Origin of the sequence: Paenibacillus sp. GCM10023252, from assembly GCF_042653305.1 — a bacterium.
In the GTDB taxonomy this organism is placed as follows: Bacteria; Bacillota; Bacilli; order Paenibacillales; family Paenibacillaceae; genus Pristimantibacillus.
The window spans coordinates 48,823-74,547 of record NZ_JBHSHW010000032.1; the positions used below are offsets into that span (position 1 = coordinate 48,823).

Consider the following 25,725-nt stretch of genomic DNA (forward strand, 5'->3'; position numbering starts at 1 on the left):
AGAGAAGGTTAGCGGGCTAGGGGAGCATAAGGTTGTTACGAAGCGAATGCACCTGTACAGAATTATTACTCAATAGAGGATGGAGGTATCCTTCCGTTCTTACGGGTAGATACGGGTCATGCGACTGAAGTTGACCTTGATGATGACGGTATCGCTGAGATTGTGTCTACGCACGGCACGCCAGGTGTCTCCTACCTATATCGCTGGGAGGGCGAAGCGTTCTCCGTCTCGTCTGTGAACGAAGCGCTTGGAGCAGACTCTGTTCTGTTGGATGAGAATAATCGGTTCCAAGCTCAAGACAGCAATAGCCGTCTAGTTCAGATCCTAGTGTATCAAGCCGGTGAGATGAAGCTTGTTAATTCAATCAACGCCGACTAGGGAGCAGCACCTTCTTGACCCAGTCCGTGAACTGCTGCTCCACATCTTCTTCCCTCGTATGCAGAATAATGTCGCCAAAAATCGGGTCAGCGTCGCCGACTCTCCCTAGCTCATCACGCTCCTGGTTAGATAGCCAGTCTGCGAAGTAAATATCCCATAGGCCGTCCTCCAGTCTTCTGAAGGCCACAGCTTCCACATCATGGTCATCTTCATAATACCCAACATGCCAATGTCTATCCATATCGTACAAGCTCATACAGCTCCCTAATCATATTCACAACAAGATCTGGTTCTTCTTCCTTGCAGCGCGCACGCTGATTGCATGCGAAGCCTTGTCGCACCCAGATGGCCTTCATCCCAATCTTCTTGGCAGGGATGATGTCATTGTCGATGCGGTCGCCGACCATAATGGCGCGAGCTGCCCGGCAGCCTGTGCGATCCAGTGCAAGCTGGTACAGCCCAAGGTCTGGCTTCGACAGCCCTTCCTCCGCAGAGGAGATAACGGCTTCAATATGCTCGTCCAAGCCATACTCCTTCAGCCGCGCTGCGGTACCTTCACTCTGGTTGGCAATGATGCCGATCCTCACGTAAGGAGCTGCCGCATCAAGCAACCGCTTCGCGTCAGGGAACGGCTGCTCCAGCCGCTTGTTATACTTCATCCCTGCTCGAATGAGCCCTCGCAGCTCCTCTGATGGAATCAATGCCTTCATTACATAACTCATAGGCGAGGGGTCGAAGGAGGTATGAGCCTGTATGAACAGCTGGCGAATGTCATCCACCGCCAGCCTTACCCGGCGCAGCTCAGCTTGCTGCACAAGCTGGTGGAAGATATCCTCCAGTGGAGGCGATTCATCGACAAGCGTCTCACCCACGTCGAAGAACATCCAATCGGCATCTCTCCAGATCATTTGCTGACTAGCCCCCTCACTGTCATCATTTCTCTAATCGTAACATAACGCATCTTGCTAAGGTTCCACATTTTGCTTCTCGGTATCAGAATTTTAGGTGGTGGGCTATAATGAGGCTCTGAATATTTTTTGATTGTGCACTAAAAAAGTGCAGGGTAAGCATCAACGAGTGTCGTCTATTAGAGCAGGAAGGGAGGAGAGCGAGATTCAGAGTGAAGCATGGGTCCAAGCCATTCGCGAGGGCGGGCCTGAACAATTCGAATTATTAGTGCAGACCTACGGAGCTTATATCTATCGAACCGTCTACGCGGTGCTTCGATCGCCACATGATGCCGAAGATATAACGCAGGAAGTGCTGCTCAAGATCTATCGCTCTCTTCCCGATTGCCGGCTCGACGGCTTCAAGACGTGGATGACCCGGATTGCAGTTAATCGAGCGATTGACTTCAAGCGAAGCCGGGCACGCAGGCCGGAAGAGCTGATGGATGAACCTGTTCAGCAGGTCGATATAGCCAAGTCCTCCGCGGGGGCTCCGGCTGTAGATGAGCAAGTGCTGGAGCGGGAAGAACAGCGGCTGGTGCGTGAGCAAGTGGCCCAGCTGCCTGACAATTATCGTGAAGTCGTAACGGCTTATTATATGGAGCACAAGTCATATGAAGAGATAGCCACACAATATGGGCTGGAGCGCAAGAGTGTAGAGTCAAGATTGTATAGGGCACGAAGCTGGATGAAGCGCCACTGGCGGAAGGAGGACTTCGAATGAGGATAGATAACGCAGGTGGACACCCAGCTGCACAGGTCTGGCTGAGTTATGTCAGGGATGAGCTGGACGAGCTAGACCGGGAACAGATGGAACAGCATATGCTTCATTGCGAAGTCTGTCTGGAGAGCTTCATGGCAGCGGTGGAGGAGCATGAGCCAGACATCGGCCTCGACCTGCATGTGCCGGATATGGGACAGATGGGAACTAAGTTAGCAGCTCACATTCATGCGGAAGATCAGCATTACACTAAGTCTGGACAATTGGCTAATGCCGCAATGGTTCTACATGGTGCCGGAGCAGCGGATGCCGAGTTGGATGCCGCCGCAGCGGTCAGCAGAGGAGCGGCGAATGCTGATGCTGTGCGAACAGCCGGAGCTCACAAGATATCGGCAGTGGTTGACCCGACGCCTGCGGCTGAAGCCAGTAGGATTACGGGAGCAGACGATGCCAAGCCTACCACTTCAACTGAGCCATTAGTCGTTCCGATGCCGGTACGTCGAGCGTGGTTCCAGCATCCCGCCATTCATTATGGCGCGGCCGCGGTTATTACACTGTTCCTGCTCACCAGCGGAACATTCAACAGCTTCTCAGATCAGGTGTCGGCAATGGAGAACGCGAAGGCGCCTACTCCGACAGTGGTAATGCCAAGTAACACTAAGGATGACGAGAAGACTGAGACGTGGTCAGACAAGATGGTAGACCGTACGATTACTTGGTTCGATGAGATTGAATCGGTTCGATTCAAGTAGAGAATATATTAATTGAGAGGAAGGGTTCATCAGGTGCATAAGAACGCGATTGCTGCCCTGTTATTATCGGTTATACCCGGCGTAGGGCACGGGTATCTAGGAAGACCAATACGCACGATTATCTATGGAGGAGGCTTTCTATTCTTAATCTTCATCTCATTCTTTATGGCTGAGAACGGCGGTGAGGGTGATGAGGTCGCCATTTTCCTTGCCTTCTCAATCTGGGCTGTCAACGGCCTGGACATGATTATTTCCTTAGCGAACGGCGTGCACAAGAGACAGTCACCTTATCCAATAATGACTGTCCCAGTCATTGACCCGACAACGGGAGAGCCGTTGCCTGGCGCACAGCATCTTCACCACGTTCAGTATGAACATCAGCGGGAGAAGAGCCAGACCATTCTGCTCTCCATCATTCCAGGGCTTGGCCACATGGCACTTGGTCTCATGCAGCGAGGGCTGACGTTCCTCATCACCTTCATCGGATTATTTGCCATTATCGTGTTCGTGGCCAGCATTACGCATACGGAAGTGTTTTTAATCTTCCTGTTCATTCTGCCTGTGGTCTGGATCTACAGCATGTTCGATGCGATTCAGCAGGTGCATCGCAAGCAGCGCGGAGAGGAGATGAATGACCGTGCAATGTTCGAGGATCTCGAGGAGCATGTCGCCTCTGGACGCAAGAACAAGGTGCTTGCGATTGCCTTGTCAATTTTCCCTGGGGCGGGACACTTGTACCTGGGCTTACAGATGCGCGGCCTTCAACTGATGGGAGGCTTCCTCCTGGCGATCTACCTGATGGATTCACTCCGGCTGTCGCTGTTCCTGTTCCTGCTGCCTCTGTTCTGGTTCTACGCCTTCTTCGACGCCTTGCAGCAGATGTCTCGTTACGAGCGGGAGACGGCAATGAGCGATGCGCCTATCGTGGCTCAGTTCGCTCCCTACCAACGGTGGATCGGTCTGGGACTGCTCGTACTTGGTATCTATTACTTAGGAGACCGAGTCGTTGCAGACTATATTAGTGAGAGCTGGCCGGGAATCTACCAAGAGTATATAAATATCCGCTACAAGCTTCCGACAGCAGTCGTCTCCTTCATTATGATTGCGCTAGGCTTTCGGCTCGTGTTCGGCCGCAAGGCTGCTGGTGCTTCCGTGCAACCACCAGCATCAACACCAGCACCAACACCAGCACCGGCAATCATACCCCAGAGAGAGGAGGAGCGCTCATGAAGTCATGGCGTGTAGGTACATTATCAATGGGGGTTACCCTATTATTAATTGGTGTGACACTAGCCCTCTCTCTATGGCAGGGCAAGGATGCCTACAATGCGCTGCTGTGGGCCGCACCATTCGTATTCATCCTGCTGGGCGCAGAGCTGCTCGTGTACCTGAAGGTGGCATCCGGCAGCGAGCGGACGATCGTCCGCTATGACTGGATGAGCCTATTCTTCGTAGGCGTCGTGGGGGCAGCGAGCTTGCTGCTAGCTCTGCTGGCTTCGAGTGGATTGCTGGAGGAATTCCAGCAGGCGATGGATCTGAAGGATCGTTCCACCGTCATTCAGACGGAAGCGGCAGCCGTACCGGCTGCAATTAAGAAGATTGTGGTCCAAGCGCAGCATTCGCTCGTCATCGATACCTCGGAAGCAAGGGATGTGCAGCTGCTAGGGCAAGTGCGTTACCGATCCGTAGAGCCAATTAAGCAAGAGAAGCAAGTGCTTCATACGAACACCGTTGGCACCACTCTATACGTCATCGTTGACGGCTACGACGTTAGTGAAGGGGTGTTCGGTTCCGAGTACGTGAATCCACAGCTGACGCTGGTCGTTCCTGCCGGCGTGAAGGTGGAGCAGCGAGGATTCTAGCTGCTTCTGAGATATATGAAGTGGGCTGCACTCTTCCTCATGCCAACAGGTGAGGGAAGAATGCAGTCTTTTTATGTTTTAGCAAGCTTAATTCAATTTTCATGGTGATTTTTTCTTTACAACCTTAAGGTCTTTTGTACGCTCGACAGCTCTGTTTTCTCCTTTTGCTCACTATCCCCTTCGCTCAGGAACGGTGTCCTGGAACGAATAATTCAATTGAGATTCTCTACAGCGGCGTACTATCCCCTTCGTGCAAGTACTCTCGATATCACATCAATTAAAATCTCCAAATCAAATATAGCTATAATTAGCGAACAAATGTAATCAGGCGGCCTGAAGGCCATGACTATTAAACTCATACCGTCTCCTATAGTCTCTAGCAACAAGGTCCTTGTAAGTGGGGTATCTGCGAAGCATAGAAGTAAGAACTAAGGTATTGAAGGCAGATTGATGTCTAACCACTCTGTTGAACCTGTAGCAATATTCATGAAGATAAGCTTGAAGGTGCTTGCCTCCAATGCCGTTGAATTTCCAATTCATCCATGAAATTGTGTCCGTAACATAGTGGTGTAAGATGGGGATTCGTCTGGTCCTTCCGTAGTGCTGAACAATAGAAGTTATGGTTGCGGATTGCTCTACATGTCGTTCACTGAACTGAGCTGCACCATACTTGGTGAGAAGATTGCCATCTAGATCGGGGGTAGTCAGCTGATGAAGCTTAAGATGCGTGAGACTGTTCTCTTCACCTACATGATGACTTGAGCCAATTAGAATGGGGTGCTCATGAGCGAGACGGTTGAAGGTAGGCTTGCACCTCTGCAGGCCGTAGACGTGAGTATGAATCTGCACCTCACCCGAGAGAAGCTCCTCCTCCTCTACCTGGGACATAGCGTCACGAAGCTTATGCAGCATGAGCCAAGCCGTCTTGTAAGTAACCTGAATAACATCAGCGAGACGTACTGCGTTAATGCTGTCCTGCTGAGACACGAGATACATCGTAAGGATCCACTTCATAAGCGGTGTGCGGGAATTATGCATGACTGTTCCTGCGGTCAGAGAATTCTGATAGCCGCAAGAGGCGCATTCGAATAAGGGCAGACGTCGAGTGAGAATGGTGTAGGCATGAGAGTGGCAGCACTTAGAGCACTTGAAGCCATTAGGCCATTTCTGTTGAAATACCCAAGTCCTGCAGACCTCTTCATTATGAAAAAACTCACAAAATGAATCAAAGCTCATCTTCTCAAAATGAATGTCCAATGCCTCTCAACCTCCCAATTGGGAACACTTGTTCTAGTTAAATTATATCAAACATACGTTCGTGTTACAAGAAAAAAATGTAATAAAACAGTTTCTGAGTGAGGGGGATAGTGTTGAAAAGAGGGGGGGGATGAGCAGGGCAGCAACTCCTGAGCGAAGGGGATAGTGTTGAAAAGGAGCGAGAAAGCTGTACCGCTCCTGAAAAGAGCTGAGAGTTACCATAGGGAACTAAGTGCTTCTGCATATAGCTGGCAGGGATAGCTACCAATTTTATAACAAAAAAAAGCTGTATCCTCCTTACCCACAATGGCAAGAGAAGGATACAGCCTCTATGACTTGACCTTAGTATAGATCTTCCCCAACGACAATCGTCCATACTTGGGACTGCTTGCCCGTAAACTTCAAGTTGCCCTTGTCATCATAATCTGCAATGCCGAAGTCATTGTCGTTCGTAATGGCGATGGTACGCTTATCTACGACCGTTAAGCCTTCGAACTTCTCATACGGGTAATCCAGCTTCACGAGGTCAAGGATAAGCGACTTCGAAGCAGCAACGATCTTCGACTCAGCAAGGGCAGCAGTATTCAAGCCCTCCAGTGCTTCGCTGGTCTTCGTGCCAAGAATGTTCGTTGCCTTAGATAAGTCGATCTTGTAGACTCTCTTAATCTGCGCGGCTGAGCCTTCCAGCTTGTCACGCTCATCTACAAGCAGCACGTCGGTCGCTAAGGCGTGGATATCGGAGATGACAACATCCTTCTGCTCTACGCCAGTGAATGACTTCGCATCCTCAGCTACATAGACATACTCACCCACAACCTGCTTCGTACCAAGGTCCATCTTCAGAATACGCAGATTCCGCGAAGCTTCGCCAGTTGCCTTGTCTGGAACCATCATCGGAGATTGGATGGAAGCATACAGGAACTTGCCGTCAGGAGAGATCGTTACCCCTTCGAAGCCGCGGTTCGCAATCCGCTTGGCGTAGACAGCTGGGAGTGTGTCGAAGATAGGAGTCTGTGCACCAGCAGCAGTCAGCTTCGCCTTGTCCCCTTGCGGTACATATCGGCCAAGCACCGTTCCATCACGCTTCACTTGAATCACGGATGGACGGTATTCATCGGATAACCAGAATGTATCGCCAGAGGGACTGTAGGCGATTCCTTCCAGATCCAGCCCGTCAGGATCAGCAGGAAGCAGCTTCGTTCCAGTCATATCGTAAGGCTTCTCATCTGAGGCTATATTGCTCAGCCCCGTTAGAGAACCTTCACCGCTAATCGTATTCTTCTTGCCTTCAGGCAGCTTAAGCTGAATCGTCTCCAGCACCTTCACTTCCTCGCCCGTCACTTCAATCTTGTAGAAGCGCAGCTTGTAGTCGGCAACCGGGAAGGTTCGATTCTTGGACTTATCAATCGTAATCTGGCCATTCGGTCCACGGTCAGCCAGGGTATAGAATACATTGTCCGGATCTCCAGGCAGATGAACGAGACCAGAGAAGCCGCCTTCCTTCAGCCCTTGGCCGATGGACGGAGGGTTCTTCCACTCATACTTGCCCGTCACGAAGGGATAGTCATGGAGTGTAGCTGTCTTGCTCTCTGCATCCCACTCAATATGCTTGTTCAGCGCTTCGCCCATTGCCCGTACAGGCACATAGAGACTGCCGTTAATGTTCACGAGAGGCTTGTCCAGCTTCAGCTCCTCGTCCCCGAATACAACCTTAGCTTGACTGATAATAGCCTTGAGCGCTGAATCTGCCGCTTGTGCCACAGGCGCGCTTATGGCCAGACCTAAGCCGAATGCTAGAATTAGCAATCTCTTACCCTTGAATACCTTCATGGATACTCTCCCCTTAGTATATGATATCGCTATATCTAGTAACTCTAACAAGAATAGGGATAATATGTTCGTGCAACATCAAGGATTAATGAAGATATTATGAAGAGGCTAGCATCGTGTCACAAAAAAAAACTCGCCAGTCAACTGGCGAGGCAAAAGCTGATAGGTTACACAGGCACGGTTAGCGCGGCAATTGGGACCAGTTCGGTATGAAGCACCCGCTGCTCATGAGTCAGGTTAAGGAACTCGTTGACACCAAAGGTGGAGTGGATGACTTCGTTGAACACGGAGGAAGTGTTGCTGATCTGAACCTCATAGGTCAGGTTGCCGGCGATGAAGAATGAGCGGGTATCTTCCATCCCTGCAGGAAGGTCGAAGCCAATAATATAGAGTGGCGTAAGAGCGGGAGAGGATGGGGAAGCGCCGAACACCTCGACGATTACCGTCACATCGACGGCCCCTAGGTTATGAGAGTTAACGACAACGTCAGAGGCAGCCGTACCGAATGTTCTTGTATTCGTTATTAATCCTGTTGTATAGACAGCCATATCATCACATCCTATACGTTATTCCCTGTTCCTTACACGGATGGGTTGTCTACAATTAAGTTCAGATCCCCAACCCCTTGTTGACTAGGGGGATACCCGATGGATACTGTGCGGTTGCGGAGCTCGTACTTCAATTGACTTACTGTAGGTGCAGTTCCGTTCAAGGCCAGATGACGCTGGAAGAGCAGAGCGGCCGCGCCGGATACATGTGGAGAGGCCATGCTTGTCCCGGTCATATAGGCGAAGTTGAATCCTGGGAAGCAAGAGAGAATAGTGACTCCAGGAGCAATGAGGTCTACTTCATTGTTGCTGTTGGAGAATGGGGCAACGCCGCCTGTGTTGAAGTCATATGCGCCTACAGATAAGGACTCTGTATAGGCAGCTGGATAAGCGAACTCGGACGAGGCTGCAACACCGTCCCCGCCATTACCAGCCGCACATACGACAAGAACACCGCTTCCTGAGGCATTGATAATAGCATTATGCAGCGGAGGATAATCAGCGCTAATTCCGAGAGATAAGTTGATGACACGTACCCGCTCTCCGTTAGGACCTTGGAAGCCTACAGCGCTGTTAATGGCATTGATAACATCAGCAGCATCTCCATACCCATTCTTATTCAATGCCTTGATAATAAGCAGCTTGGCTTGCGGAGCCGCACCGGCCACCCCGGCACCATTCAGGTTGGCAGCAATGGTTCCAGCGACATGCGTACCATGGCCATTCAAGTCCGATACGTCATTAGGGCCGCCCTCGTTCGTAATATAGTTCCAGCCGCCAACAATCTGGGATTGCAGATCCGGATGGTACACGTCACAGCCGGTATCGATGATGCACACGATAACTCCAGCCCCCTGATACCCAGCAGTCCATATCTCTGGAGCGTGAATGTGAAAGATTCCAGGCGGGATCTCATTATAGACTAGTGCGCTTACAGGAACGGATGAACGGGAGACAGATAGGTCCTGAGCATCGATAAGACCTTCTCCTTCACCGTCCTTATCTTTATCTTTGTCCTTGTCTTTGTCTTTGTCTTTGTCCTTAGGGAACTTCAAGTGCTTGTCATCCTCCATCACCTCCTCCGGCAGTGGGGTTGATGGGTCCTTCGTTACAAAGTGCTTGTTGTACGGAAGCAGCTTAACCTTCATCTCTACATTCCTCCCTCTCAATCTAGCACTAAGAGTATATGAGTAGAGAATAGAGACGGACTCGGACATCCGCCTCATTGGGAGAGTACAATTTCATAGATGAGGAAGCAGTTGACGAAGCATCCTGGAGAACTGATCATTGTAGAGCTTGGTGGAGAAGCTTCGCCGAATGATCTGCTCCCCTTGCTCACGAACGGATTCCCTTAGCTTCATGTCTGTCATTAATGCGACTGCCTCGACATAGGCAGACTGCAGCTGCCCGCGAGTGTAGAACTTGCCGGTCTTGTTGTGGTGCAAGAACCTTCGAATACCGTCTGAATCCGTAGCCAGTACGGGGCATCGGCATAGTAGAGCCTCTGCAACTGCATATCCGAATCCTTCCAATATAGAGGTTGAGCATAACAATCCGCCGGAGTCGCCAATCATGGAGAGATAGTCGGCCATCTGCTCGTGCGGGACATTGGAATACCGAATTAATCGGTCTGAGAGGTTAAGTGTACGAACCATGACCTCGAAGTCCGCTCTCTCCGAAGGCTCATACAAGGTGGCATCCTCGAACATCCACAGATAGAGGTCCTTACGATACCTAAGCAGCTGAGCGCCTAGGAGCAGGAAGTCACGCCAGTTCTTGTTCGCCTCCAACCGGCCGACCCAGCCAAGAATGGGGTAGGGCTTGGGAGGATAGGAGACATAACGGAAGTTCTCCGTATCTAGCGGATTGTCGAAGCAGAACTGGGGGAGCTCCGGGAATCTAGCCTGAAGCAGCTGCCGCAGATGTGCCGTCTCTGGATAGAGCAATGCGTCAGCGCAGCTGCGAATGCGGGTGTCGAATTGCTTCAGGAGCTCTATGGCAGTCTGCATCGTTCCAAGACCTTGAATCTCGAAGATGAGCAGGGCACTAGTATCCATGCGTTTAATTCTCTCGAGCAATACAATATCCGTGCACACGACAATGACATCATAATGCTCTCTTTCGACTAGTCTGATGATGCTTGGCTCATCCGTAAGAATATGCGTGCGAATCCCTTTAATGTTTTTGCGGCCTTCCCCATCATACGTGTAGAGCAGATGGCACTCATGGCCTTGCTCCATTAAGGAACGGCTCCGTATCCGATTAAGCGTCTCCATCCCCCCGCTGGGGTTGAAGAAGCTGAACAATATTTTCATCCGGCTCCCTCATCCATTAACCATGTAGTTTGAATAACTCATTGAGGCTGCTCGTGCGGAACAATTCATTGCGTAAGTTCAAGTTAGGCAGCGGTGAACCCGCAGCGCGGTAGCTGACATCGGTATGGGTATCGTTGTAGTAGGCGGAACAGACCTCGCCACCTGCCTTGTTCATCTGGGCGATTAGAATGTCCACATCCGTGGGCTCGGCGAATAGTCGCGAACCTAATACGAGTGTATAAGGGGTCTGAATCATCTGTGCGGCGTACATGATGGCGGATGCTTCATCCACGGCTGCGAATCTCTTGAAGTCGGTAGACGGGTGGGAGATGGTCGACAGGAGGCTGGTGACTTCCCTGCCCGGGGATAGATCAAGCACGTAACAGACGTAATTGGAGAAGGTCTGCTCATATAGATTCTCGATCCGGTTGGCAGCAGCAGCACTGGCTTGCGCGAGCGGGTAGAGTACGGTGAGCACTGGGGCGATGCCCCTCCTCGAGCGAGCCTTGTGCCTAGCCAGGTGGTAGGTATAACGCCATCTGCGATGCTCATCCACGGATCCAAGTCCGGCAGATACGCTGAAGGTAGAATTGACTCGGTAATCCATGAGCTCTACAGGGACATACTTCATCTCGCAATGCTCGGTTAGTCTAAGCCAATAATCATAATCCTCCACAGGTACGAGTTCATACCCGTCAATCATTCGGGCATAGCGGCTCTTGTACATGAAGGAGACGCCAACGATACATGCATCCAGTAGCTTCTCCTTAGGCATAGCTTGATATTGGCGCAGAGCTGCTAGCTGGCTCTCATTGTTAAGCGGCTTGTTGTCGTTATCAATAGACTGGAAGGAGCTGTAGACGAGTCCAAGCTCCTCAGGTCCCTTAATGAGTGTGTTGCGAAGCGTTCTAAGGAAGGAAGGATAATAGACATTATCGCTAGACACCCAAGTTAAGTATTCGATGCCTCTAGTTCGGAACAGCTGGCGGAATCCGGTATTCAGTGCCTGGGCTACTCCCTGGTTACGATCGTGCATGAGAATCTGTACACGGAAGTCGCCCTGAACGAGCTGGCGGACCTGAGCTTCCATCTCAGGAGCTCCGTCTATAACGATAATCATCTGGAAGGCACGGAAGTCCTGCTTCAGTATGGATTGGATGGCGGCTTGCAGGAATTCGGGCTTCTGCTTGTAGACGGGCATGACTATACCCAGATCAACCATCATGATAACCTCCTAGCTTGTTGCTTGTATGCTGTATTATATTGCGGAATTGTTGTTCTGCTTGTGCGGACATCCCAGGTTGCAGATGGAAGAGCCGAAGACAGGGAAAAGAACCCATCCCTATTAGCGATGGGCTGGGGCACTTCTTCTTAGCATTAGAGCGGTACAGAGAGTGCGGCGATAGGTGTCATCTCCGACTGGAGGACCCGTTGTTCTGTGACCAGGTTGCCGAATTCATCAATACCATAAGTTGAGTTCACTATCTCCGAGAAGATCGAGGTCTCGCTAATCTGAACCTCGTAAGCGACATTGCCTGCGATGAAGAAGCTGCGGATGTCGACGGAGTTAGGCGGAATGATGAATCCAGTAATATACAGGGGAGTCAAGGTCAAGGTAGTGATGGGGACTCCGAACACTTCTACGAGGACGGTAGCACTCCCTCCACCAAGATTGTGAGTGCTTAAGACAATGTTAGTCGCCGCTGTTCCGATTGCTCTTGTATTCGTTATAACACCAGTAGTGTAGACTGCCATATTGTATCCCTCCTCTCTATGGAAGCTTCTATACTATATTCAGCTAGAATAGGATGTTGTGGGACAGGATAACCACGGCTTGAGCGTAATTTACAGTGGGGTTGGGACTGTTGTCCAATCGAGAGAGGGGGTCAGTCTCATATAATGGTAGATGTCTTGGAGGAAGGAGCTATGTAATGGCTAATTTTAATTTTCAAGTGACTCCTGGTGGGAACCCGAAGTTCGAGCCGGAAGTGGCGGTGAATCTGCTTATTCCTGGCATTATGGTTGCCGTAGCGGTAGATACAACAACTGGGGTGCCGAATACGGGACTATATCGCTCACTCGACGGAGGGAACTCATGGTCCAACTCCATCCTCCCTCTTCCCGCGGGATTCACCGGAGCAGAAGCTCCTGCCGTAGCCTATGCCTTCCCGAATACCTTCTACGTGACTGCACATGCCTTCCCCGGCGCGTCAAGCGGGACGACAGTAATCTATATTAGCACGGATAATGGAGCCACCTTCAGCAACCCCATTATTGTTGCTCCAGGTTACGGATTGTATATTAACAATGACGAGACGAATGTTGAGGTGGACAACGGTCAGTCCAGTCCGTATCTTGGCCAGATCTACGTGACCTATAATCATCAATTCAATGTAGCTAATGGAGGTAATTCCACAGCGTTCCTGCAACGGTCCAGAGATGGAGGAATCACATGGGATAAGACCGTGCTGCTGTCAAGTGAAGCGGATCAAGTCGAGCGCCCAGATGTAGCGGTAGGATTGACAGGTACCGTATTCGCTGCGTGGATTACGACGAATCCAACTACGCGCTTCGTTATTAGGAAGTCACTCGATGGCGGGGATACGTATGACCAGCCGCAGCTTGTGGCGAACATTGTGCCGGTTCCGACCGTCCTGCCAGTGACGGGCTATGCCTTCCGTGTGCTGACGTTCGCCAACGTCGCTACAGATAACTCGGTGGGTCCGTTCACGAACAATGTGTATACCGTATGGCAGGATAACCGCCAGGGGTATGCGGATATTTTCATGGCGAAGTCTACGAACTTGGGGGAGAGCTGGAGCACGCCGGTCAGCATTACGGGAGCTCCTGCCGGCTCGCAGAACTTCTTCCCTGCCATCGATGTCGATCCGCTGACCGGCGTGGTGAATGTCGTCTATTACAGCAATCAGGTGAACGGCTTCGACCTGGATGTATACGTGGCCAGATCGATTAACGGAGGGCAGACCTTCACGAATACGCGCATCACGAACCAATCATTCAATCCCAATGGCTCGAGTCCCGTGCCCGTCCCCCTCATCGGAGACTACATTGACATTATGAGCGTTCCTCCCGGAGGCTATATCGCTGTCTGGGCAGATACGACGCCAGGCACCCTGGTTATCTATGCAGGATATTCGAATATTGTGATTGGCTAGTGAGCCTGTGTATGAAAAAGCCCGACCATACCGCCTATGACTAGGCAAGTAAGGCCGGGCTATATAACGTTATACATAGGTGACGCAGGTGACGCATGTGACGCATGTGTATGCTAGTGAGCTACTGTATTGTTCAACATAATCCAGATGGAGCCAGCTACGATTACGAGCATAATCGTCAGGCCGAAGATGAGGGCCATCAGATTGTAGCGAGGCTTCTCCTCGTCACGGATATGCATGAAGAAGATGAGCTGAACGAGGAACTGCAGTGCCGCCATGACTAAGATCAGGACAGTCGTTGCGGTCTTGCCGAGCATGTCGTTCATAACAACAACGAGCGGAATGATCGTCAGTACGATCGAGAGCAGGAAGCCGATCAAGTAAGACTTGAAGCTGCCGTGAGCCCCGCCTCCATGTGCATCGTGTGCATCATGTGCACCGTGCGAGCTGTGACCGTGATTATGACTGCTGTTGTGCTGTGCCATCCTACATCACCCCCATCAAGTAGACGACGGTCAAGACGAAGATCCATACGACATCCAGGAAGTGCCAGTACAGCGAGATGACATTAACCTTGCGCTTGGTCACGGGTGTAATCCCGCGCTTGCGCAGTTGAATCATGAGTGCAATCATCCAGACTAGGCCGAGCGACACGTGAAGACCGTGTGTGCCGACGAGCGTGAAGAAGGCGGACAGGAACGCGCTTGTCGAGATCGTAGCTCCTTCGTGAACCAGATGAACGAACTCATATACCTCGAGGGAGATGAAGGCTGCACCCAGCAGCGCGGTCACCGCAAGCCAGCCGATCAGGCCCTTCTTGTTCCCCTTATTCATCTCCAGCACAGCAATACCGCTAGTGAAGGAGCTCGTTAATAGAATGAAGGTCTCTGCAATAATGATGGGAAGCTTGAAAAGCTCCTCCGGCGTCGGCCCGCCGCTCGTATTGCCCCGAAGGACAACATAAGTGGCGAACAGGGTTCCGAACAGGATGACGTCCGTAATGAGGAACATCCAGAAGCCCATCACCTTCATGCCTTCCAGATCATGATGCCCCCCATCATGAGGGTCATGCTGACCGTGTTGACCATGCTGGCCATGACTATGGCCGTTAGTCACTGCTTGTGCCATTAGTTAGACCCCCTTAATGCGGCTTCCGTACGCTTAATCTCATCAACCGGTATATAGTAATCGTCATTATAAGTGAATGAACGAGCGAGCATGCACACCGCTACCCCGATGAACCCTGGAATCGCCATCCACAGCCAATCCCAGACGAGTCCGAAGCCGACTACGAACCAGCAGAAGGACATGATGAACGGAATTGCGGAATTCTTAGGCATATGAATCGGCTCAAGCGGCGGCTTCGGTGTCACAATCCCCTTAGCCAGCTTCTGCTTCTCTTCCCACCAAGCATCCTGCGAATCTACGTGCGGCTCGGTAGCGAAGTTGTAGAGCGGTGCCGGAGATGGAATCGACCATTCAAGCGTGCGGCCGTCCCACGGATCTCCATTCTCATCCTTCTTCAGGAACTTGATGCTGTGCGCAATCTGCCATACTTGGAAGATGAACGCCGCACCCATCAGGAATGCCCCGACGGTAGATACAATATTAAGCGGCTGCCAGCCCATGTCGAAGTCATAAGCGTTGAACCGGCGGGTCATCCCCATCAGACCAAGCGCATATTGCGGCATGAAGCAGACGTAGAAGCCGATGTTCCAGAACCAGAATGCCCACTTGCCCAGCCCCTCATGCAGACGGAAGCCGAACATCTTCGGCCACCAGTAGTACAGACCTGCGAAGTAGCCGAACACGACGCCGCCGATCAGCACTTGATGGAAGTGCGCAATCAGGAAGTAAGAGTTGTGGAACTGGAAGTCAGCAGGCGCCACAGACAGCATGACACCGGTCATTCCGCCGACGACGAAGCAGGGAATGAAGGCGAGCGTCCACATCATCGGAGTGGTGAACGTAATCTTGCCTCGGAACATCGTGAACAGCCAGTTGAACACCTTAACCCCTGTAGGGATCGCTATGATCATCGTCGTAATCGCGAAGAAGATATTCACATTCGCCCCGGAGCCCATCGTGAAGAAGTGATGCACCCATGTGAAGAAGGACAGCAGCGCAATGATCATCATAGCGAAGACCATGGACTTGTAGCCGAACAGTTTTTTCTTAGAGAAGGTGGCTACAATCTCCGAGAAGATCCCGAAGGCCGGCAGGATCACGATGTAGACCTCAGGGTGACCCCACATCCAGATGAGGTTGACGTACATCATCGGATTGCCGCCCATATCGAGCGTGAAGAAGTGAGCGCCCAAGTAGCGGTCCAGGAAGAGCAGCGCCATCGTCACCGTCAGGATCGGGAAGGCGAACATGATAATAATGCTAGTCGATAGGACAGACCAAGTGAACATAGGAAGCTTCATCAGGCTCATGCCCGGAGCACGCATCTTCAGGATGGTGACCAGGAAGTTGATGCCCGTCGCGAGCGACCCGATACCCGAGATCTGAATGCCCCAGATATAGAAGTCCTGCCCGACCCCGGGACTACCCGAGAGTCCGGAGAGCGGCGGATAAGCGAGCCATCCAGCATCCGGTGAACCTCCGATGATGAAGGAGACGTTGAACAGCATGGCGCCGAAGAAGAACATCCAGAAGCTAAGGGAGTTCAGGAACGGGAAGGCCACGTCGCGCGCGCCAATCTGCAGCGGAACGACAATATTGAATAGTCCGAACATGAACGGCATCGCCATGAATAGAATCATGATAACCCCGTGCGTGGTGAAAATCGCGTTATAATGCTCAGCATGCAAGAAGTCCAGCTGAGGCACAGCCAGCTGCGTCCGCATGAGCAGCGCATCGACGCCGCCGCGGAAGAGCATGAGGAATGAAGCGATAATATACATAATACCGATCTTCTTATGGTCAACCGAAGTCAGCCACTCCGTCCACAGCCACTTCCACTTCTTGAAGTAAGTGAGGACGAATACGATGGCGACCATCGTAATCCCGATGGACACTTGCGCGCCTAAGATGAGCGGGTCGCCAGTGACGAAGAATGTCGACATGAAGTCTCTAATCTGGTCTAACATATGGAGCCTCCTCTCGTGTGTTGTTAATGGTTATTCGAATCCGAATGCCCCTCTTGGGCATCCTTGCTATGATCAGTCTCGGCGCTATGTCCGCCGCCATGATGCTGGTGTGCGCTGCCGCCTACGGCGTATTGCGCCATAATCTTGTTGAACAGTCCTTCAGGGAAGGAGGAGTAAGTGACGACACCGGAAGTTCCCGGCTGCCTTAGCTGCTCGAAGCCCTCCATCGTAAGAGCTGGAGATGTATCCTTCACTTCTTCCACCCAGCTGTTGAACTCCTCTTCGGACGTCGCGTTCACATCGAAGGTCATCTTCGCGAAGTCCTTGCCCGTGAAGTTCGCTCCTGTGCCGAAGTAGCGGCCTTGCTCATCCGCTTGCAGATGAAGCGTCATCGCCATACCGGACATCGTGTACATCTGGCCTCCAAGCTGCGGAATCCAGAAGGAGTTCATGGCCGTATCCGAGGTGAGCTCGAACTTAATCGGCACATCCTCAGGAATCTGCAAGTAGTTCACTGTAGTAATGCCTTGCTCCGGATAGTTGAACATCCACTTCCAGTCGAGCGAGGTCACCTGAATCGTCATCGTCTCCTTAGCCGATTCGATAGGCTTCGATGGCTCCAGGGCATAGGTGTACTTCGCCGTAACAAGAGCAAGTGCGATGATGACGACGATGGGAATGCCCCACCAGATCGTCTCCAGCTTCGTGCTGTGCTCCCACTCCGGCGTGTAGGCAGCCTTGCTGCCCTTGCGGTCGCGGTAGCGGTACGCGATGATGCCGGTCAGCACCAGCACCGGCACGACGATGGCCGCGCATAATATAGTAGTAATCCAGATTAAGTCCTTCTGGGATTCACCGATTGGACCTTTGGGATCCATGACAATATACTGCTCGCTGCTGCATCCTGAGAGCAGGACGAAGGTGAGCACGAGCATTAGAGGAGTTAAGACTCGCAACCAGGGTCTCACGACGATTTTCATCTCCTTTATCTACATACCTTACATTCATTACTCTTAAGATAGCAGAATTGAACCAGCAGTAGTTGCCCCTTAACCAATCCGTCAATAATTCGTCTTACTTCCGTAATAGAATTTTCACCAGTTCGACAACTGTTATTTTATACATTGGCTGGCGCAGGTTAGGGAGGGAGCTGGACCCAGTTATAGTCGGCGTGGTTGCCACAGAGGTTGCCTATCGCAGCTTCACTGTCGTGAAGCCCGAAGGCGCAGGGAAAAGCAGGCCGCCTATAGCGGCTTCACTGTCGTGAAGCCCGAAGGCGCGCAAAAAAGCAGGCCGCCTATGCGGCTTCACTGTTGTGAAGCCCGAAGGCGGCCTGCTTTTTTGCTTAATTATGCTGCTATTCGTCCGTGTGCTGCTCGCTCTGCTCGGACTTCAGCTTGTTAATCCGAGTCTGCACGAGACCCATTGCGGTGCCGATCACATAGATGTGAACACTTCCTACAAGGAAGCCTAATCCCACCATTAAGCCTGTATTTCTATCGTTGAACTCACCGAGATTCATTAGGCATAGGATAAGGCCGATCGCCAGTGCTGCCCAAGCGATTACCGTTGTAGCGGCTACCAGCTTGCGAATGTTGCCTGGCTCACTTTCCTTCACGCTGCTTACCGTCGCTGTTTTTGTCGTCATCATGAACACCTCACATCATGTAAGTGCTTTAATTACTACCACTATACCATAATTTATGGCGCATGTTCAAAGAAAATTCACTTTTTGATCAAAAGTTAGACAAATATCACGGTAGGGACGATGAATGTACGCCGCCTCCATGCTGGAGGTCAAAGCAAGCAGGAAGATGACAGTAACATGGCTAGCGGTCAGCCTAGGGTAGCAGCTGTGGCCACTAGAATCAAAAGTGTTCGAGTTGGGGGCCAGAGCATTGATAATGTGTGTGCTGGCTACCCATAGCGACACACTTAAGACTTCTCACAGGTCATAATCCAGCTTCTTCCCTCTCACACGGGGGCGATAAGACCATTCTGAGGTCTTAACATTCTGAATTCATCCCCTCAAGAGAGCCAATAGCCAACTTAAGACTTCTACGAAGGCTTAAGTCAACACGATGAGGAACCTTGGAGAGAGTTAAGACCACTTAGCGGGCTTAACTCTCTAATGGTCTTAATTCTCTAAGCGGTCTTAACTCTCTAAGCCTGCCCATCGCGTCTGTGAGCAACGCCCGAATAATCCAACTAACTCAATTAATCCTTCCACCACCGCTTCAGGTCGTTCCACCAGCCGTGCTGCCCATCCCCGGCTGCCTTATCGGCGGCTGCATCGTCCACGCTCGCGGGATCGCCGCATACCTCCGTCGGCTGAGTGCCCGCCACGAATGCTTCCAGCCGCTTCGATGGGCAGCCGTCCGCTGCGAGCTTGCCGCTCGCAGGGTCGATATAGACGCTCACCACGCCGTCCGGGATCGGGAACAGCTTGGGCGGAACCGCCTCCAGCGCCTTCTCCGTGAACTGAGCGAAGATAGGGGCTGCCCGGTGCGCCTCGGATACCGTCAGCTTCCGCCCCTTGTCGTACCCGACCCACACAGCTGTCGACAGCTCAGGTGTATACCCGACGAGCCATGCGTCATTAGCTGTCGTTCCCGTCTTGCCCGCCACCGGGCGCTTGAGCGCCGAAGATACCCGGTAAGCCGTACCTCCGGTCTCGAATACGCTCTCCATCAGGTTCGTCATGAGGTAAGCATGGGCAGGGTCAACTGCCTGCTCTGTCTTACGCTCGGTCTCATAGATTACCCCGCCGCGGCGGTCCTCAATCCGCAGGATCGCGATCGGCTCCGCGTGAACTCCACCAGCGGCGAGCACCCCGAACGCTTCCGCCATCTCGAACGGGCTGACGGGGAAGGTGCCGAGAGCCAAGGAAGGAACAGGATCCATCCTGCTGTCAATGCCCAGCTTCCTCGCCGTCTCAATGACCTTATCCGCTCCGACCGTCATGAGCGTGTTCACCGCGTAGATGTTGTCAGAGGAGGCGACAGCCTCACGCATGTCAATGTAATCATTCGTGTACTTCTCATTGTAATTGTGCGGCTCGTAGAGCTTCCTGCCCTCATCATACGTGAAGGTCGTCGGCTCGCTCTTGTAGCGGGTAACCGGCGTCATGAAGCCGCTCTGCAGAGCGGTCAGGTATACAATAGGTTTAAAAGAAGAGCCAGGCTGCCGCGTCTTCGCGAACACTCGATTATACTGGTTCTTCTTATAATCCCGTCCGCCGACCATCGCCTTCACATACCCGTTGCGAGGATCTATCGCCACGAGAGCTGCTTGCTGCTCCGAATCGGCAGGCATCCCTGCCGCAATCGCCTCCTCCGCTGCCCTCTGAGCCGTGCTGTCCAGCGTCGTGTAGATGCGGATGCCGCCTTCATTCAGCAGCTGCTCCTGAATGCCGAGCTGATCGACCGCGAGCTGCCTTACATAGTCCCGGAAGTAGGGGGCGAAGCCTTCCTGCGTCCCAGCTGCGCCTAGCTCCTGGAAGGTGAGCACCTCGCCATAAGCGGCAGCAGCCTCCTTCTCCGTAATCGCCCCGTCGCCTTTTAGGATGCTAAGGATCGTTAATTGTCGGTCCTTTGCATTTTTCATATTCAAGTAGGGAGAATAATACTTAGGTCCCTTCGGAACGCCGGCGAGCATCGCGCTCTCCGCCAGCGACAGCTCCGAGGCATGCTTGCCGAAGTACATCATCGCCGCGGCTTCAATGCCGTAGGCGCCGTGGCCGTAATAGATCTGATTGAGGTACATGCCGAGAATCTCGTCCTTCGAGTAGTTCATCTCCAGCTGCACCGTGTACATCGCTTCCTTCAGCTTGCGCTCCCACGTTCGGTCCTGCGTCAAGTACAGGTTGCGAGCGAGCTGCTGGGTCAGTGTGCTGGCCCCTTGCCGAGCCTCCATACTGCGCGCATTCACCATGACCGCCCGGGCCATCCCCTTCAGGTCGAAGCCGAGATGCCTGTAGAACCGCTGGTCCTCAATCGCAAGCGTCGCTTCTATTAGATAGGAAGAGATCTCGCTAAGCGGGACCGACCGCCGGTTCTCCCCCGCGTGGAACGTATCAATGACATTGCCTTCCAGATCAAGCATCTGTGACGTCTGGGAGATGGAGGCGGCAGGCAGCGACTGCACACGTAGATAGAGCAGTGCTCCCGTCATACACAGCATCACAACCGATGACACGAGCAGCACCCGCCTCAGCCAGCGATGGTAGGGTGCAGCTAAGGGGCTCAGCAGCCCGCGTAGCGAAGGAAGCGATAGAGAGCGGCGCGGTTTACCAGGACCGGGGGCAGGCTTGTTCATGATGGATGCACTCCTTCAGTAGTGAAGCTTCTTATTTCCTTAGTATGGAATAAGGAAGGTGCACCTATTCAACTCTTCGACAGCAACCATGAATATTTTGTAGATGTATGGATTAGAGGTTGCTTTTTTGGCTCGTTTTACTATAATACAGGTTGAACTAAGATGAGAGGGTTGTCTCCGCCCAGCTGACGGAACACCGCATAACTACGAATGACTGATATGGGAAAGAAGGGATCTTCTACTATGGAATTATGGTATACAGAGAAGCAGACCGAGAGCTACGGCATCACGGCTAAGATTACAGAGACCTACGTGCACGAACAGACCGACTTCCAGATGCTCGACATGATTGAGACGGAAGAGTTCGGTACGATGCTTGTATTGGACGGCATGGTCATGACAACGGTGAAGGACGAGTTCGTCTACCATGAGATGGTGGCGCATCCTGCGCTGTTCACGCACCCGAATCCGGAGCATGTGCTCGTAGTGGGCGGCGGCGACGGTGGCGTCATCCGCGAGATCATGAAGCACCCCAAGGTGAAGAAGGCTGTACTCGTTGATATCGACGGCAAGGTCATTGAATACTCCAAGAAGTACCTTCCAACGATCGCAGGCGAGCTGGACAACCCTCGCGTTGAAGTCATCGTGAACGACGGCTTCATGCACATCCATGACCACAAGAATACGTACGATGTCATCATGGTTGACTCCACAGAGCCGGTTGGCCCAGCGGTGAACCTGTTCACGCGCGGCTTCTACCAAGGCATCTACGAGGCGCTGAAGGAAGACGGCATCTTCATTGCTCAGACGGACAACCCTTGGTTCAAGGCGGACCTGATCCAGAGCGTGAACAAGGACGTGAAGGAAGTATTCCCGATCGTACGTGTCTACTGTGCGAACATTCCGACTTACCCGAGCGGTCTGTGGACGTTCACCATGGGCTCCAAGAAGCACGATCCGCTGCAGGTGGACGAGGCGTCCATTCCTGAGATCGATACGAAGTACTACTCGCCGCGTCTTCACAAGGCTGCCTTCGTGCTGCCGAAGTTCGTGGAAGATCTGGTGAAGTAGGCCCCTTATGAAAATCGACCAAAAATACTCCGGCAACGTATTCATCCTCTCCTCAGAGGACTATGCCGCTTCCAAAGCGGTTATCTACGGTATGCCGATGGATTACACCGTCTCCTTCCGTCCCGGCTCACGCTTCGGCCCTGCTCGCATTCGCGAGGTCTCCATTGGGCTGGAAGAGTACAGCCCATACCTAGACCGCAGCCTCGAAGATATCGACTACTTCGACGCTGGCGACCTGCTGCTCCCGTTCGGCAACGCCGCTCGCAGCCTGGACATCATCGGCGAATTCGTCCGCGGCGTGCTCGCCGATGACAAGATGCCAGTCGGCCTCGGCGGCGAGCACCTCGTCTCCTGGCCGGTATTCCGCGAGGTGTATGCGAAGCATCCCGACCTCGCGATCATTCACTTCGACGCGCATGCCGATCTGCGCGAGCAGTACGAAGGCGAGCCGCTCTCGCACTCGACGCCGCTTCGCAAGGCAGCGGGCCTCATGGGTGGGCAGAACATCTACCAGTTCGGCATTCGCTCCGGTTCCCGCGAAGAGTGGCAGTTCGCTCGCGAGAACATTAACTTCCACCCGTTCGAGGTGCTGGAGCCGCTGAAGAAGGTGCTTCCAGAGCTCGCGGGCCGTCCGGTCTATCTCACGATCGACATTGACGTACTTGATCCTTCCTGTGCACCGGGCACAGGCACCGCGGAAGCGGGCGGCATCACATCGAAGGAATTGATTGACGCGGTTCATGCCATTGCACGTTCCGGTGTGGACGTCGTCGGCTGTGACCTGGTTGAGGTTGCTCCTGCATACGACCCGACCGAGCAGACACAGATCGTCGCAGCCAAGATTATTCGTGAGATGCTGCTTGGATTTATTAAGTAAGATGGCAAGACTCTGCTAATAACAAGAGCATCGCCTGCTGTTTCCGTCTAGCGGAAGCGGGCGATGCTCTTTTTTTGTCATTCTAATACTATTCGAGCTGTGGGGTTGTGCGCTATTATAGCTAATATTGGGAATTGAAATGCTTATACATAATGACCATATTCATGGGAGGGAATCATCATGGCGATAGCAAGGAAGATAAGGAAGGTCATAGCGGCTGCTTCTGTACTGGTCCTGTTGAATGCGGGGGCGCCGCTAGTGCCGAAGGCCGTAGCAGCAGTCAGCTTCACCGATATTGAAGATTCTTACGCAGCGGATGCGATTAGGAAGCTGGCTGAAGAGGGGATTCTGGGCGGCAAGGGAGGAGAGACCTTCGATCCTACAGGGGAGATCGAACGGCAGGACTTCGCCATCATTCTAGCTAAGGCTCTCGGACTGGACGTCACCTCTTCGCCTGCAAGCCCAACCTTCAGCGACGTCCCCGCTAATCACTATTCCTATGACGCTGTCGAAGCAGCGGTCAAGGCGGGCCTGATCAACGGCATGGGAGACGGTGTATTCGGTACGGATCAGAATCTAACCAGAGAGCAGATGGCTGTACTGTTCATCCGCTCGCTGGATGTTGAAGCGCAAGCCTCTGGAGATCTTCCATTCGAGGATGCTGATGATATCTCGGACTGGGCCAAGGATGCCGTAGCAGCGGCCTACGAGCTTAAGCTTATCCAAGGCAATGAAGAGGGAGCGTTCAACCCAAGCGGGAATGCGACTCGGGAGCAAGTCGCCCAGGTGGCGGACAGCTTCCTTACTTACAGGGAGCAGCTCGCGAACAAGCCGCCTGCCGCCTCGGCTATTCCCTCTCAGCTGCTGAAGGTGCAGGGCAGCAGTTCGTCGGTTAATCTATCAGGCTACTTCACGGACCCAGAGGGCGGTGAACTGAAGTATGAGGCAGCCGTGAAGAACGGAATCATTGCATCGGCGAGTATGACAGGCAGCGTGCTCACGCTGTCCCCGCTGACTTCGGGCACCACCGAAGTCACGGTGACTGCCGCAGATGCCTTCGGCCTCACCGCTTCGGCTGTGGTCAGCGTGACGGTCGAACCCGCCTACGTACCGCCTGCGCCAAGCCCAACGCCAACCGCTCCGCCTGTTAATCGCGCTCCGGTTGTATCCTACACGGCTTATCCGGCATCTCTCATTCAAGGGTCTTCATCTTCATCTAACAATGTTGCCTTCACGGATCCGGATGGCGATACGATAAGCTACACGGCAACCTCCTCAGATGATCAAGTGGTAGAGGCTGATATAGTCGGCGGCAAATTAAGCTTGAAGACGCGTTCCCTTGGCGAGGCTGCCATTACGATTACGGCAGCAGATGTGCACGGCCTTACAGGCACATATACCTTCAACGTGAAGGTTGAGCAGCTGGTCGTGGAACTGCCGGCATCGAGAGCGGTCCACTATATAGACTTATATGCCCAGTATCCATTCACGAAGAATGTCTCAGCTGATAAACTAATAACTTCTGTATCTGGGCCAAGCGGTGTAGAGGCAGACAATAATGGTAAGTTAACAATAGGTACCTCTCTTATCCCTGGGGAATATAAAGTGAAGCTGGATCTGAATCTAGTAGTGAACTCGTCCCCTGAGCATTACCCTGTTATTCATATCATCATTCGAATAACCTAGCCCTAGATTGCAAGCCCAGCGAGGTCTGCCGAGTCCAGTCTCGCCGTAGACTGCAAGCCCAGCGGACTCTGCCGACTTCAGGAGTCAGACCCGCCCGCCAGAGACTGTCCTCAAGTTCAAGGTCGACAACCTTGCAGGGGCAGTCTCTTTCTTGCTCATCCAGGGTAAGATAGAGGCAGCACCTTCATTCAGCAGTACGTGGTGAGCAGTAAGCACTAATCTCTAATCCGTATGCGATATGCAATAAGCAGCAATCAGCACGCAGAGCGCAGCGATCAGCAATCCGTGATCAGCAAGGAGGCCATCCATCCCATGCGCATCCATTCCTTCCCTCCCGTCATCGACGAGCGCGCCCGCGTGCTCATTCTCGGGACGGCGCCCAGCGTCAAGTCGCTGGAGCACCATCAATTCTACGCCCATCCGCGCAACTACTTATGGAGTGTGGTGTACGGTCTGTTCGGCGACGGGCAGCCCCCTGATCCTGACTACAACAAGCGTCTCCATTTCCTGAAGGATCACCGTCTGGCGCTGTGGGATGTCATTGAGTCCTGCGAGCGCGAGGGCAGCCTTGATATGAACATTCGCAACCTGAAGCCGAACAACTTGCCGGGTCTGCTCGAGCGTTATCCGGGTCTGCGCTGCTTCGCGTTTAATGGGAGCAAGGCCCATGAGACGTTTATGAGGCATTATCACGGGAATCCGGTATTCGACACCATCACGGTGCTGAAGCTGCCATCGACTTCGCCGATCCCAACCCCGGCTATGCGCAGTCTGGAGGACCGAATCGGCGCGTGGCGCGCCATCGTTCCTTATACAGTCGACACTAATCGTTGAAAAATCAATCCTTCCTGTATATAGTAGTTACATAAGATCAGACTGAAGAGTAGGAGCAA

At 52.7% G+C, this 25,725-nt stretch carries 25 protein-coding genes and 1 pseudogene; 10 read left to right on the forward strand and 16 right to left on the reverse strand.

Annotated elements, in window-relative coordinates:
* The first annotated feature begins 162 nt into the window (after nt 1-162).
* Nucleotides 163-378: a hypothetical protein gene (locus tag ACFO9Q_RS19315; protein WP_379185158.1), complete on the forward strand. Its 216-nt coding sequence runs from the start codon at nt 163-165 to the stop codon at nt 376-378.
* Here the strand turns inward: ACFO9Q_RS19315 and ACFO9Q_RS19320 are convergent.
* The gene (locus ACFO9Q_RS19320) at nt 365-619 is read right to left on the reverse strand and encodes a DUF3986 family protein (protein ID WP_379185160.1); all 255 of its coding nucleotides are present in this window, start codon (nt 617-619) and stop codon (nt 365-367) included. The genes ACFO9Q_RS19315 and ACFO9Q_RS19320 overlap by 14 nt on opposite strands.
* A complete protein-coding gene (locus ACFO9Q_RS19325) occupies nt 612-1,286 on the reverse strand; it encodes an HAD family hydrolase (RefSeq protein ID WP_379185162.1) in 675 nt (224 codons plus the stop codon). The genes ACFO9Q_RS19320 and ACFO9Q_RS19325 overlap by 8 nt, the downstream gene beginning before the upstream one ends.
* A 169-nt stretch (nt 1,287-1,455) precedes the next feature.
* Between ACFO9Q_RS19325 and ACFO9Q_RS19330 the strand changes: the two genes are divergently transcribed.
* Genes ACFO9Q_RS19330 through ACFO9Q_RS19345 form a run of 4 tightly spaced genes read left to right on the forward strand, consistent with a single transcriptional unit; the run spans nt 1,456 to nt 4,660 of the window.
* Nucleotides 1,456-2,049, forward strand: coding sequence for an RNA polymerase sigma factor (locus tag ACFO9Q_RS19330; RefSeq protein WP_379185164.1), 594 nt, complete (start codon nt 1,456-1,458; stop codon nt 2,047-2,049).
* Complete coding sequence (locus ACFO9Q_RS19335; protein ID WP_379185166.1) at nt 2,046-2,798, forward strand: zf-HC2 domain-containing protein; 753 nt, start codon at nt 2,046-2,048, stop codon at nt 2,796-2,798. Before ACFO9Q_RS19330 ends, ACFO9Q_RS19335 begins: the two co-directional genes overlap by 4 nt.
* Before the next feature lie 33 nt (nt 2,799-2,831).
* Nucleotides 2,832-4,028 (forward strand): hypothetical protein, encoded by a 1,197-nt coding sequence (locus ACFO9Q_RS19340; protein ID WP_379185168.1) that lies wholly within the window; start codon nt 2,832-2,834, stop codon nt 4,026-4,028.
* Entirely contained in the window at nt 4,025-4,660 is a 636-nt protein-coding gene (locus ACFO9Q_RS19345; protein WP_379185170.1) for a hypothetical protein, read from the forward strand. Before ACFO9Q_RS19340 ends, ACFO9Q_RS19345 begins: the two co-directional genes overlap by 4 nt.
* 324 nt (nt 4,661-4,984) lie before the next feature.
* On the opposite strand, the gene ACFO9Q_RS19350 is transcribed toward ACFO9Q_RS19345, so the two are convergent.
* The 8 genes and pseudogenes from ACFO9Q_RS19350 to ACFO9Q_RS19385 form a co-directional block, all read right to left on the reverse strand.
* The gene (locus ACFO9Q_RS19350) at nt 4,985-5,698 is read right to left on the reverse strand and encodes a DDE transposase (protein WP_379185247.1); all 714 of its coding nucleotides are present in this window, start codon (nt 5,696-5,698) and stop codon (nt 4,985-4,987) included.
* Between the two features lie 36 nt (nt 5,699-5,734).
* Nucleotides 5,735-5,896, reverse strand: a pseudogene (locus ACFO9Q_RS19355) (transposase); the annotation flags it as partial.
* A gap of 363 nt (nt 5,897-6,259) precedes the next feature.
* A complete protein-coding gene (locus tag ACFO9Q_RS19360; protein WP_379185172.1) occupies nt 6,260-7,747 on the reverse strand; it encodes an esterase-like activity of phytase family protein in 1,488 nt (495 codons plus the stop codon).
* 167 nt (nt 7,748-7,914) lie between these two features.
* On the reverse strand, nt 7,915-8,295 hold the full coding sequence (locus ACFO9Q_RS19365) for a hypothetical protein (protein ID WP_379185174.1): 381 nt from the start codon (nt 8,293-8,295) through the stop codon (nt 7,915-7,917).
* Between the two features lie 32 nt (nt 8,296-8,327).
* A complete protein-coding gene (locus tag ACFO9Q_RS19370; protein ID WP_379185176.1) occupies nt 8,328-9,443 on the reverse strand; it encodes a S8 family peptidase in 1,116 nt (371 codons plus the stop codon).
* A gap of 93 nt (nt 9,444-9,536) precedes the next feature.
* Complete coding sequence (locus ACFO9Q_RS19375) at nt 9,537-10,610, reverse strand: glycosyltransferase family 4 protein (RefSeq protein WP_379185178.1); 1,074 nt, start codon at nt 10,608-10,610, stop codon at nt 9,537-9,539.
* Between the two features lie 16 nt (nt 10,611-10,626).
* Nucleotides 10,627-11,835 carry a glycosyltransferase family 2 protein gene (locus tag ACFO9Q_RS19380; protein ID WP_379185180.1) on the reverse strand — a complete coding sequence of 403 codons (1,209 nt, stop codon included), beginning with the start codon at nt 11,833-11,835 and terminating at the stop codon, nt 10,627-10,629.
* A gap of 152 nt (nt 11,836-11,987) precedes the next feature.
* The gene (locus ACFO9Q_RS19385) at nt 11,988-12,365 is read right to left on the reverse strand and encodes a hypothetical protein (protein ID WP_379185182.1); all 378 of its coding nucleotides are present in this window, start codon (nt 12,363-12,365) and stop codon (nt 11,988-11,990) included.
* Between the two features lie 176 nt (nt 12,366-12,541).
* Here ACFO9Q_RS19385 and ACFO9Q_RS19390 point away from each other — a divergent pair, with 176 nt between their 5' ends.
* Nucleotides 12,542-13,786, forward strand: a complete 1,245-nt coding sequence (locus ACFO9Q_RS19390; protein ID WP_379185184.1) for an exo-alpha-sialidase — start codon at nt 12,542-12,544, stop codon at nt 13,784-13,786.
* Between the two features lie 113 nt (nt 13,787-13,899).
* On the opposite strand, the gene cyoD is transcribed toward ACFO9Q_RS19390, so the two are convergent.
* The 6 genes from cyoD to ACFO9Q_RS19420 all read right to left on the reverse strand — a co-directional run bounded on the left by cyoD (nt 13,900) and on the right by ACFO9Q_RS19420 (nt 21,198).
* The gene (cyoD, locus tag ACFO9Q_RS19395; protein ID WP_379185186.1) at nt 13,900-14,271 is read right to left on the reverse strand and encodes a cytochrome o ubiquinol oxidase subunit IV; all 372 of its coding nucleotides are present in this window, start codon (nt 14,269-14,271) and stop codon (nt 13,900-13,902) included.
* Nucleotide 14,272: 1 nt separating this feature from the next.
* The gene (gene cyoC / locus ACFO9Q_RS19400) at nt 14,273-14,914 is read right to left on the reverse strand and encodes a cytochrome o ubiquinol oxidase subunit III (RefSeq protein ID WP_379185188.1); all 642 of its coding nucleotides are present in this window, start codon (nt 14,912-14,914) and stop codon (nt 14,273-14,275) included.
* The gene (locus tag ACFO9Q_RS19405; RefSeq protein WP_379185191.1) at nt 14,914-16,881 is read right to left on the reverse strand and encodes a cbb3-type cytochrome c oxidase subunit I; all 1,968 of its coding nucleotides are present in this window, start codon (nt 16,879-16,881) and stop codon (nt 14,914-14,916) included. The genes cyoC and ACFO9Q_RS19405 overlap by 1 nt, the downstream gene beginning before the upstream one ends.
* A 23-nt stretch (nt 16,882-16,904) precedes the next feature.
* On the reverse strand, nt 16,905-17,861 hold the full coding sequence (gene qoxA, locus ACFO9Q_RS19410; RefSeq protein ID WP_379185193.1) for a cytochrome aa3 quinol oxidase subunit II: 957 nt from the start codon (nt 17,859-17,861) through the stop codon (nt 16,905-16,907).
* A 377-nt stretch (nt 17,862-18,238) separates the two neighbouring features.
* Nucleotides 18,239-18,532, reverse strand: coding sequence for a hypothetical protein (locus ACFO9Q_RS19415; protein ID WP_379185195.1), 294 nt, complete (start codon nt 18,530-18,532; stop codon nt 18,239-18,241).
* Between the two features lie 566 nt (nt 18,533-19,098).
* Nucleotides 19,099-21,198: a transglycosylase domain-containing protein gene (locus tag ACFO9Q_RS19420; protein ID WP_379185197.1), complete on the reverse strand. Its 2,100-nt coding sequence runs from the start codon at nt 21,196-21,198 to the stop codon at nt 19,099-19,101.
* A 243-nt stretch (nt 21,199-21,441) separates the two neighbouring features.
* On the opposite strand from ACFO9Q_RS19420, the gene speE reads away from it, so the two are divergent.
* The 4 genes from speE (at nt 21,442) to ACFO9Q_RS19440 (ending at nt 25,666) form a co-directional block, all read left to right on the forward strand.
* Nucleotides 21,442-22,269 carry a polyamine aminopropyltransferase gene (speE, locus tag ACFO9Q_RS19425; RefSeq protein WP_379185199.1) on the forward strand — a complete coding sequence of 276 codons (828 nt, stop codon included), beginning with the start codon at nt 21,442-21,444 and terminating at the stop codon, nt 22,267-22,269.
* A 7-nt stretch (nt 22,270-22,276) separates the two neighbouring features.
* Complete coding sequence (speB, locus tag ACFO9Q_RS19430) at nt 22,277-23,146, forward strand: agmatinase (protein ID WP_379185201.1); 870 nt, start codon at nt 22,277-22,279, stop codon at nt 23,144-23,146.
* A 180-nt stretch (nt 23,147-23,326) separates the two neighbouring features.
* Nucleotides 23,327-24,832 (forward strand): S-layer homology domain-containing protein, encoded by a 1,506-nt coding sequence (locus tag ACFO9Q_RS19435; protein ID WP_379185204.1) that lies wholly within the window; start codon nt 23,327-23,329, stop codon nt 24,830-24,832.
* A gap of 312 nt (nt 24,833-25,144) precedes the next feature.
* A complete protein-coding gene (locus ACFO9Q_RS19440; protein ID WP_379185206.1) occupies nt 25,145-25,666 on the forward strand; it encodes a DNA-deoxyinosine glycosylase in 522 nt (173 codons plus the stop codon).
* The last annotated feature ends 59 nt before the right edge of the window (nt 25,667-25,725 follow it).

What these genes read in the sequence shown, in the direction of transcription:
- ACFO9Q_RS19320 (WP_379185160.1), bottom strand. Translation starts at nt 619, where the DNA reads ATGGATAGACATTGGCATGTTGGGTATTATGAAGATGACCATGATGTG.
- ACFO9Q_RS19325 (WP_379185162.1), bottom strand. Translation starts at nt 1,286, where the DNA reads ATGATCTGGAGAGATGCCGATTGGATGTTCTTCGACGTGGGTGAGACG.
- ACFO9Q_RS19335 (WP_379185166.1), top strand. Translation starts at nt 2,046, where the DNA reads ATGAGGATAGATAACGCAGGTGGACACCCAGCTGCACAGGTCTGGCTG.
- ACFO9Q_RS19345 (WP_379185170.1), top strand. Translation starts at nt 4,025, where the DNA reads ATGAAGTCATGGCGTGTAGGTACATTATCAATGGGGGTTACCCTATTA.
- ACFO9Q_RS19350 (WP_379185247.1), bottom strand. Translation starts at nt 5,698, where the DNA reads ATGCATAATTCCCGCACACCGCTTATGAAGTGGATCCTTACGATGTAT.
- ACFO9Q_RS19360 (WP_379185172.1), bottom strand. Translation starts at nt 7,747, where the DNA reads ATGAAGGTATTCAAGGGTAAGAGATTGCTAATTCTAGCATTCGGCTTA.
- ACFO9Q_RS19365 (WP_379185174.1), bottom strand. Translation starts at nt 8,295, where the DNA reads ATGGCTGTCTATACAACAGGATTAATAACGAATACAAGAACATTCGGT.
- ACFO9Q_RS19370 (WP_379185176.1), bottom strand. Translation starts at nt 9,443, where the DNA reads ATGAAGGTTAAGCTGCTTCCGTACAACAAGCACTTTGTAACGAAGGAC.
- ACFO9Q_RS19375 (WP_379185178.1), bottom strand. Translation starts at nt 10,610, where the DNA reads ATGAAAATATTGTTCAGCTTCTTCAACCCCAGCGGGGGGATGGAGACG.
- ACFO9Q_RS19380 (WP_379185180.1), bottom strand. Translation starts at nt 11,835, where the DNA reads ATGATGGTTGATCTGGGTATAGTCATGCCCGTCTACAAGCAGAAGCCC.
- ACFO9Q_RS19385 (WP_379185182.1), bottom strand. Translation starts at nt 12,365, where the DNA reads ATGGCAGTCTACACTACTGGTGTTATAACGAATACAAGAGCAATCGGA.
- ACFO9Q_RS19390 (WP_379185184.1), top strand. Translation starts at nt 12,542, where the DNA reads ATGGCTAATTTTAATTTTCAAGTGACTCCTGGTGGGAACCCGAAGTTC.
- cyoD (WP_379185186.1), bottom strand. Translation starts at nt 14,271, where the DNA reads ATGGCACAGCACAACAGCAGTCATAATCACGGTCACAGCTCGCACGGT.
- cyoC (WP_379185188.1), bottom strand. Translation starts at nt 14,914, where the DNA reads ATGGCACAAGCAGTGACTAACGGCCATAGTCATGGCCAGCATGGTCAA.
- ACFO9Q_RS19405 (WP_379185191.1), bottom strand. Translation starts at nt 16,881, where the DNA reads ATGTTAGACCAGATTAGAGACTTCATGTCGACATTCTTCGTCACTGGC.
- qoxA (WP_379185193.1), bottom strand. Translation starts at nt 17,861, where the DNA reads ATGAAAATCGTCGTGAGACCCTGGTTGCGAGTCTTAACTCCTCTAATG.
- ACFO9Q_RS19415 (WP_379185195.1), bottom strand. Translation starts at nt 18,532, where the DNA reads ATGATGACGACAAAAACAGCGACGGTAAGCAGCGTGAAGGAAAGTGAG.
- ACFO9Q_RS19420 (WP_379185197.1), bottom strand. Translation starts at nt 21,198, where the DNA reads ATGAACAAGCCTGCCCCCGGTCCTGGTAAACCGCGCCGCTCTCTATCG.
- speE (WP_379185199.1), top strand. Translation starts at nt 21,442, where the DNA reads ATGGAATTATGGTATACAGAGAAGCAGACCGAGAGCTACGGCATCACG.
- speB (WP_379185201.1), top strand. Translation starts at nt 22,277, where the DNA reads ATGAAAATCGACCAAAAATACTCCGGCAACGTATTCATCCTCTCCTCA.
- ACFO9Q_RS19435 (WP_379185204.1), top strand. Translation starts at nt 23,327, where the DNA reads ATGGCGATAGCAAGGAAGATAAGGAAGGTCATAGCGGCTGCTTCTGTA.
- ACFO9Q_RS19440 (WP_379185206.1), top strand. Translation starts at nt 25,145, where the DNA reads ATGCGCATCCATTCCTTCCCTCCCGTCATCGACGAGCGCGCCCGCGTG.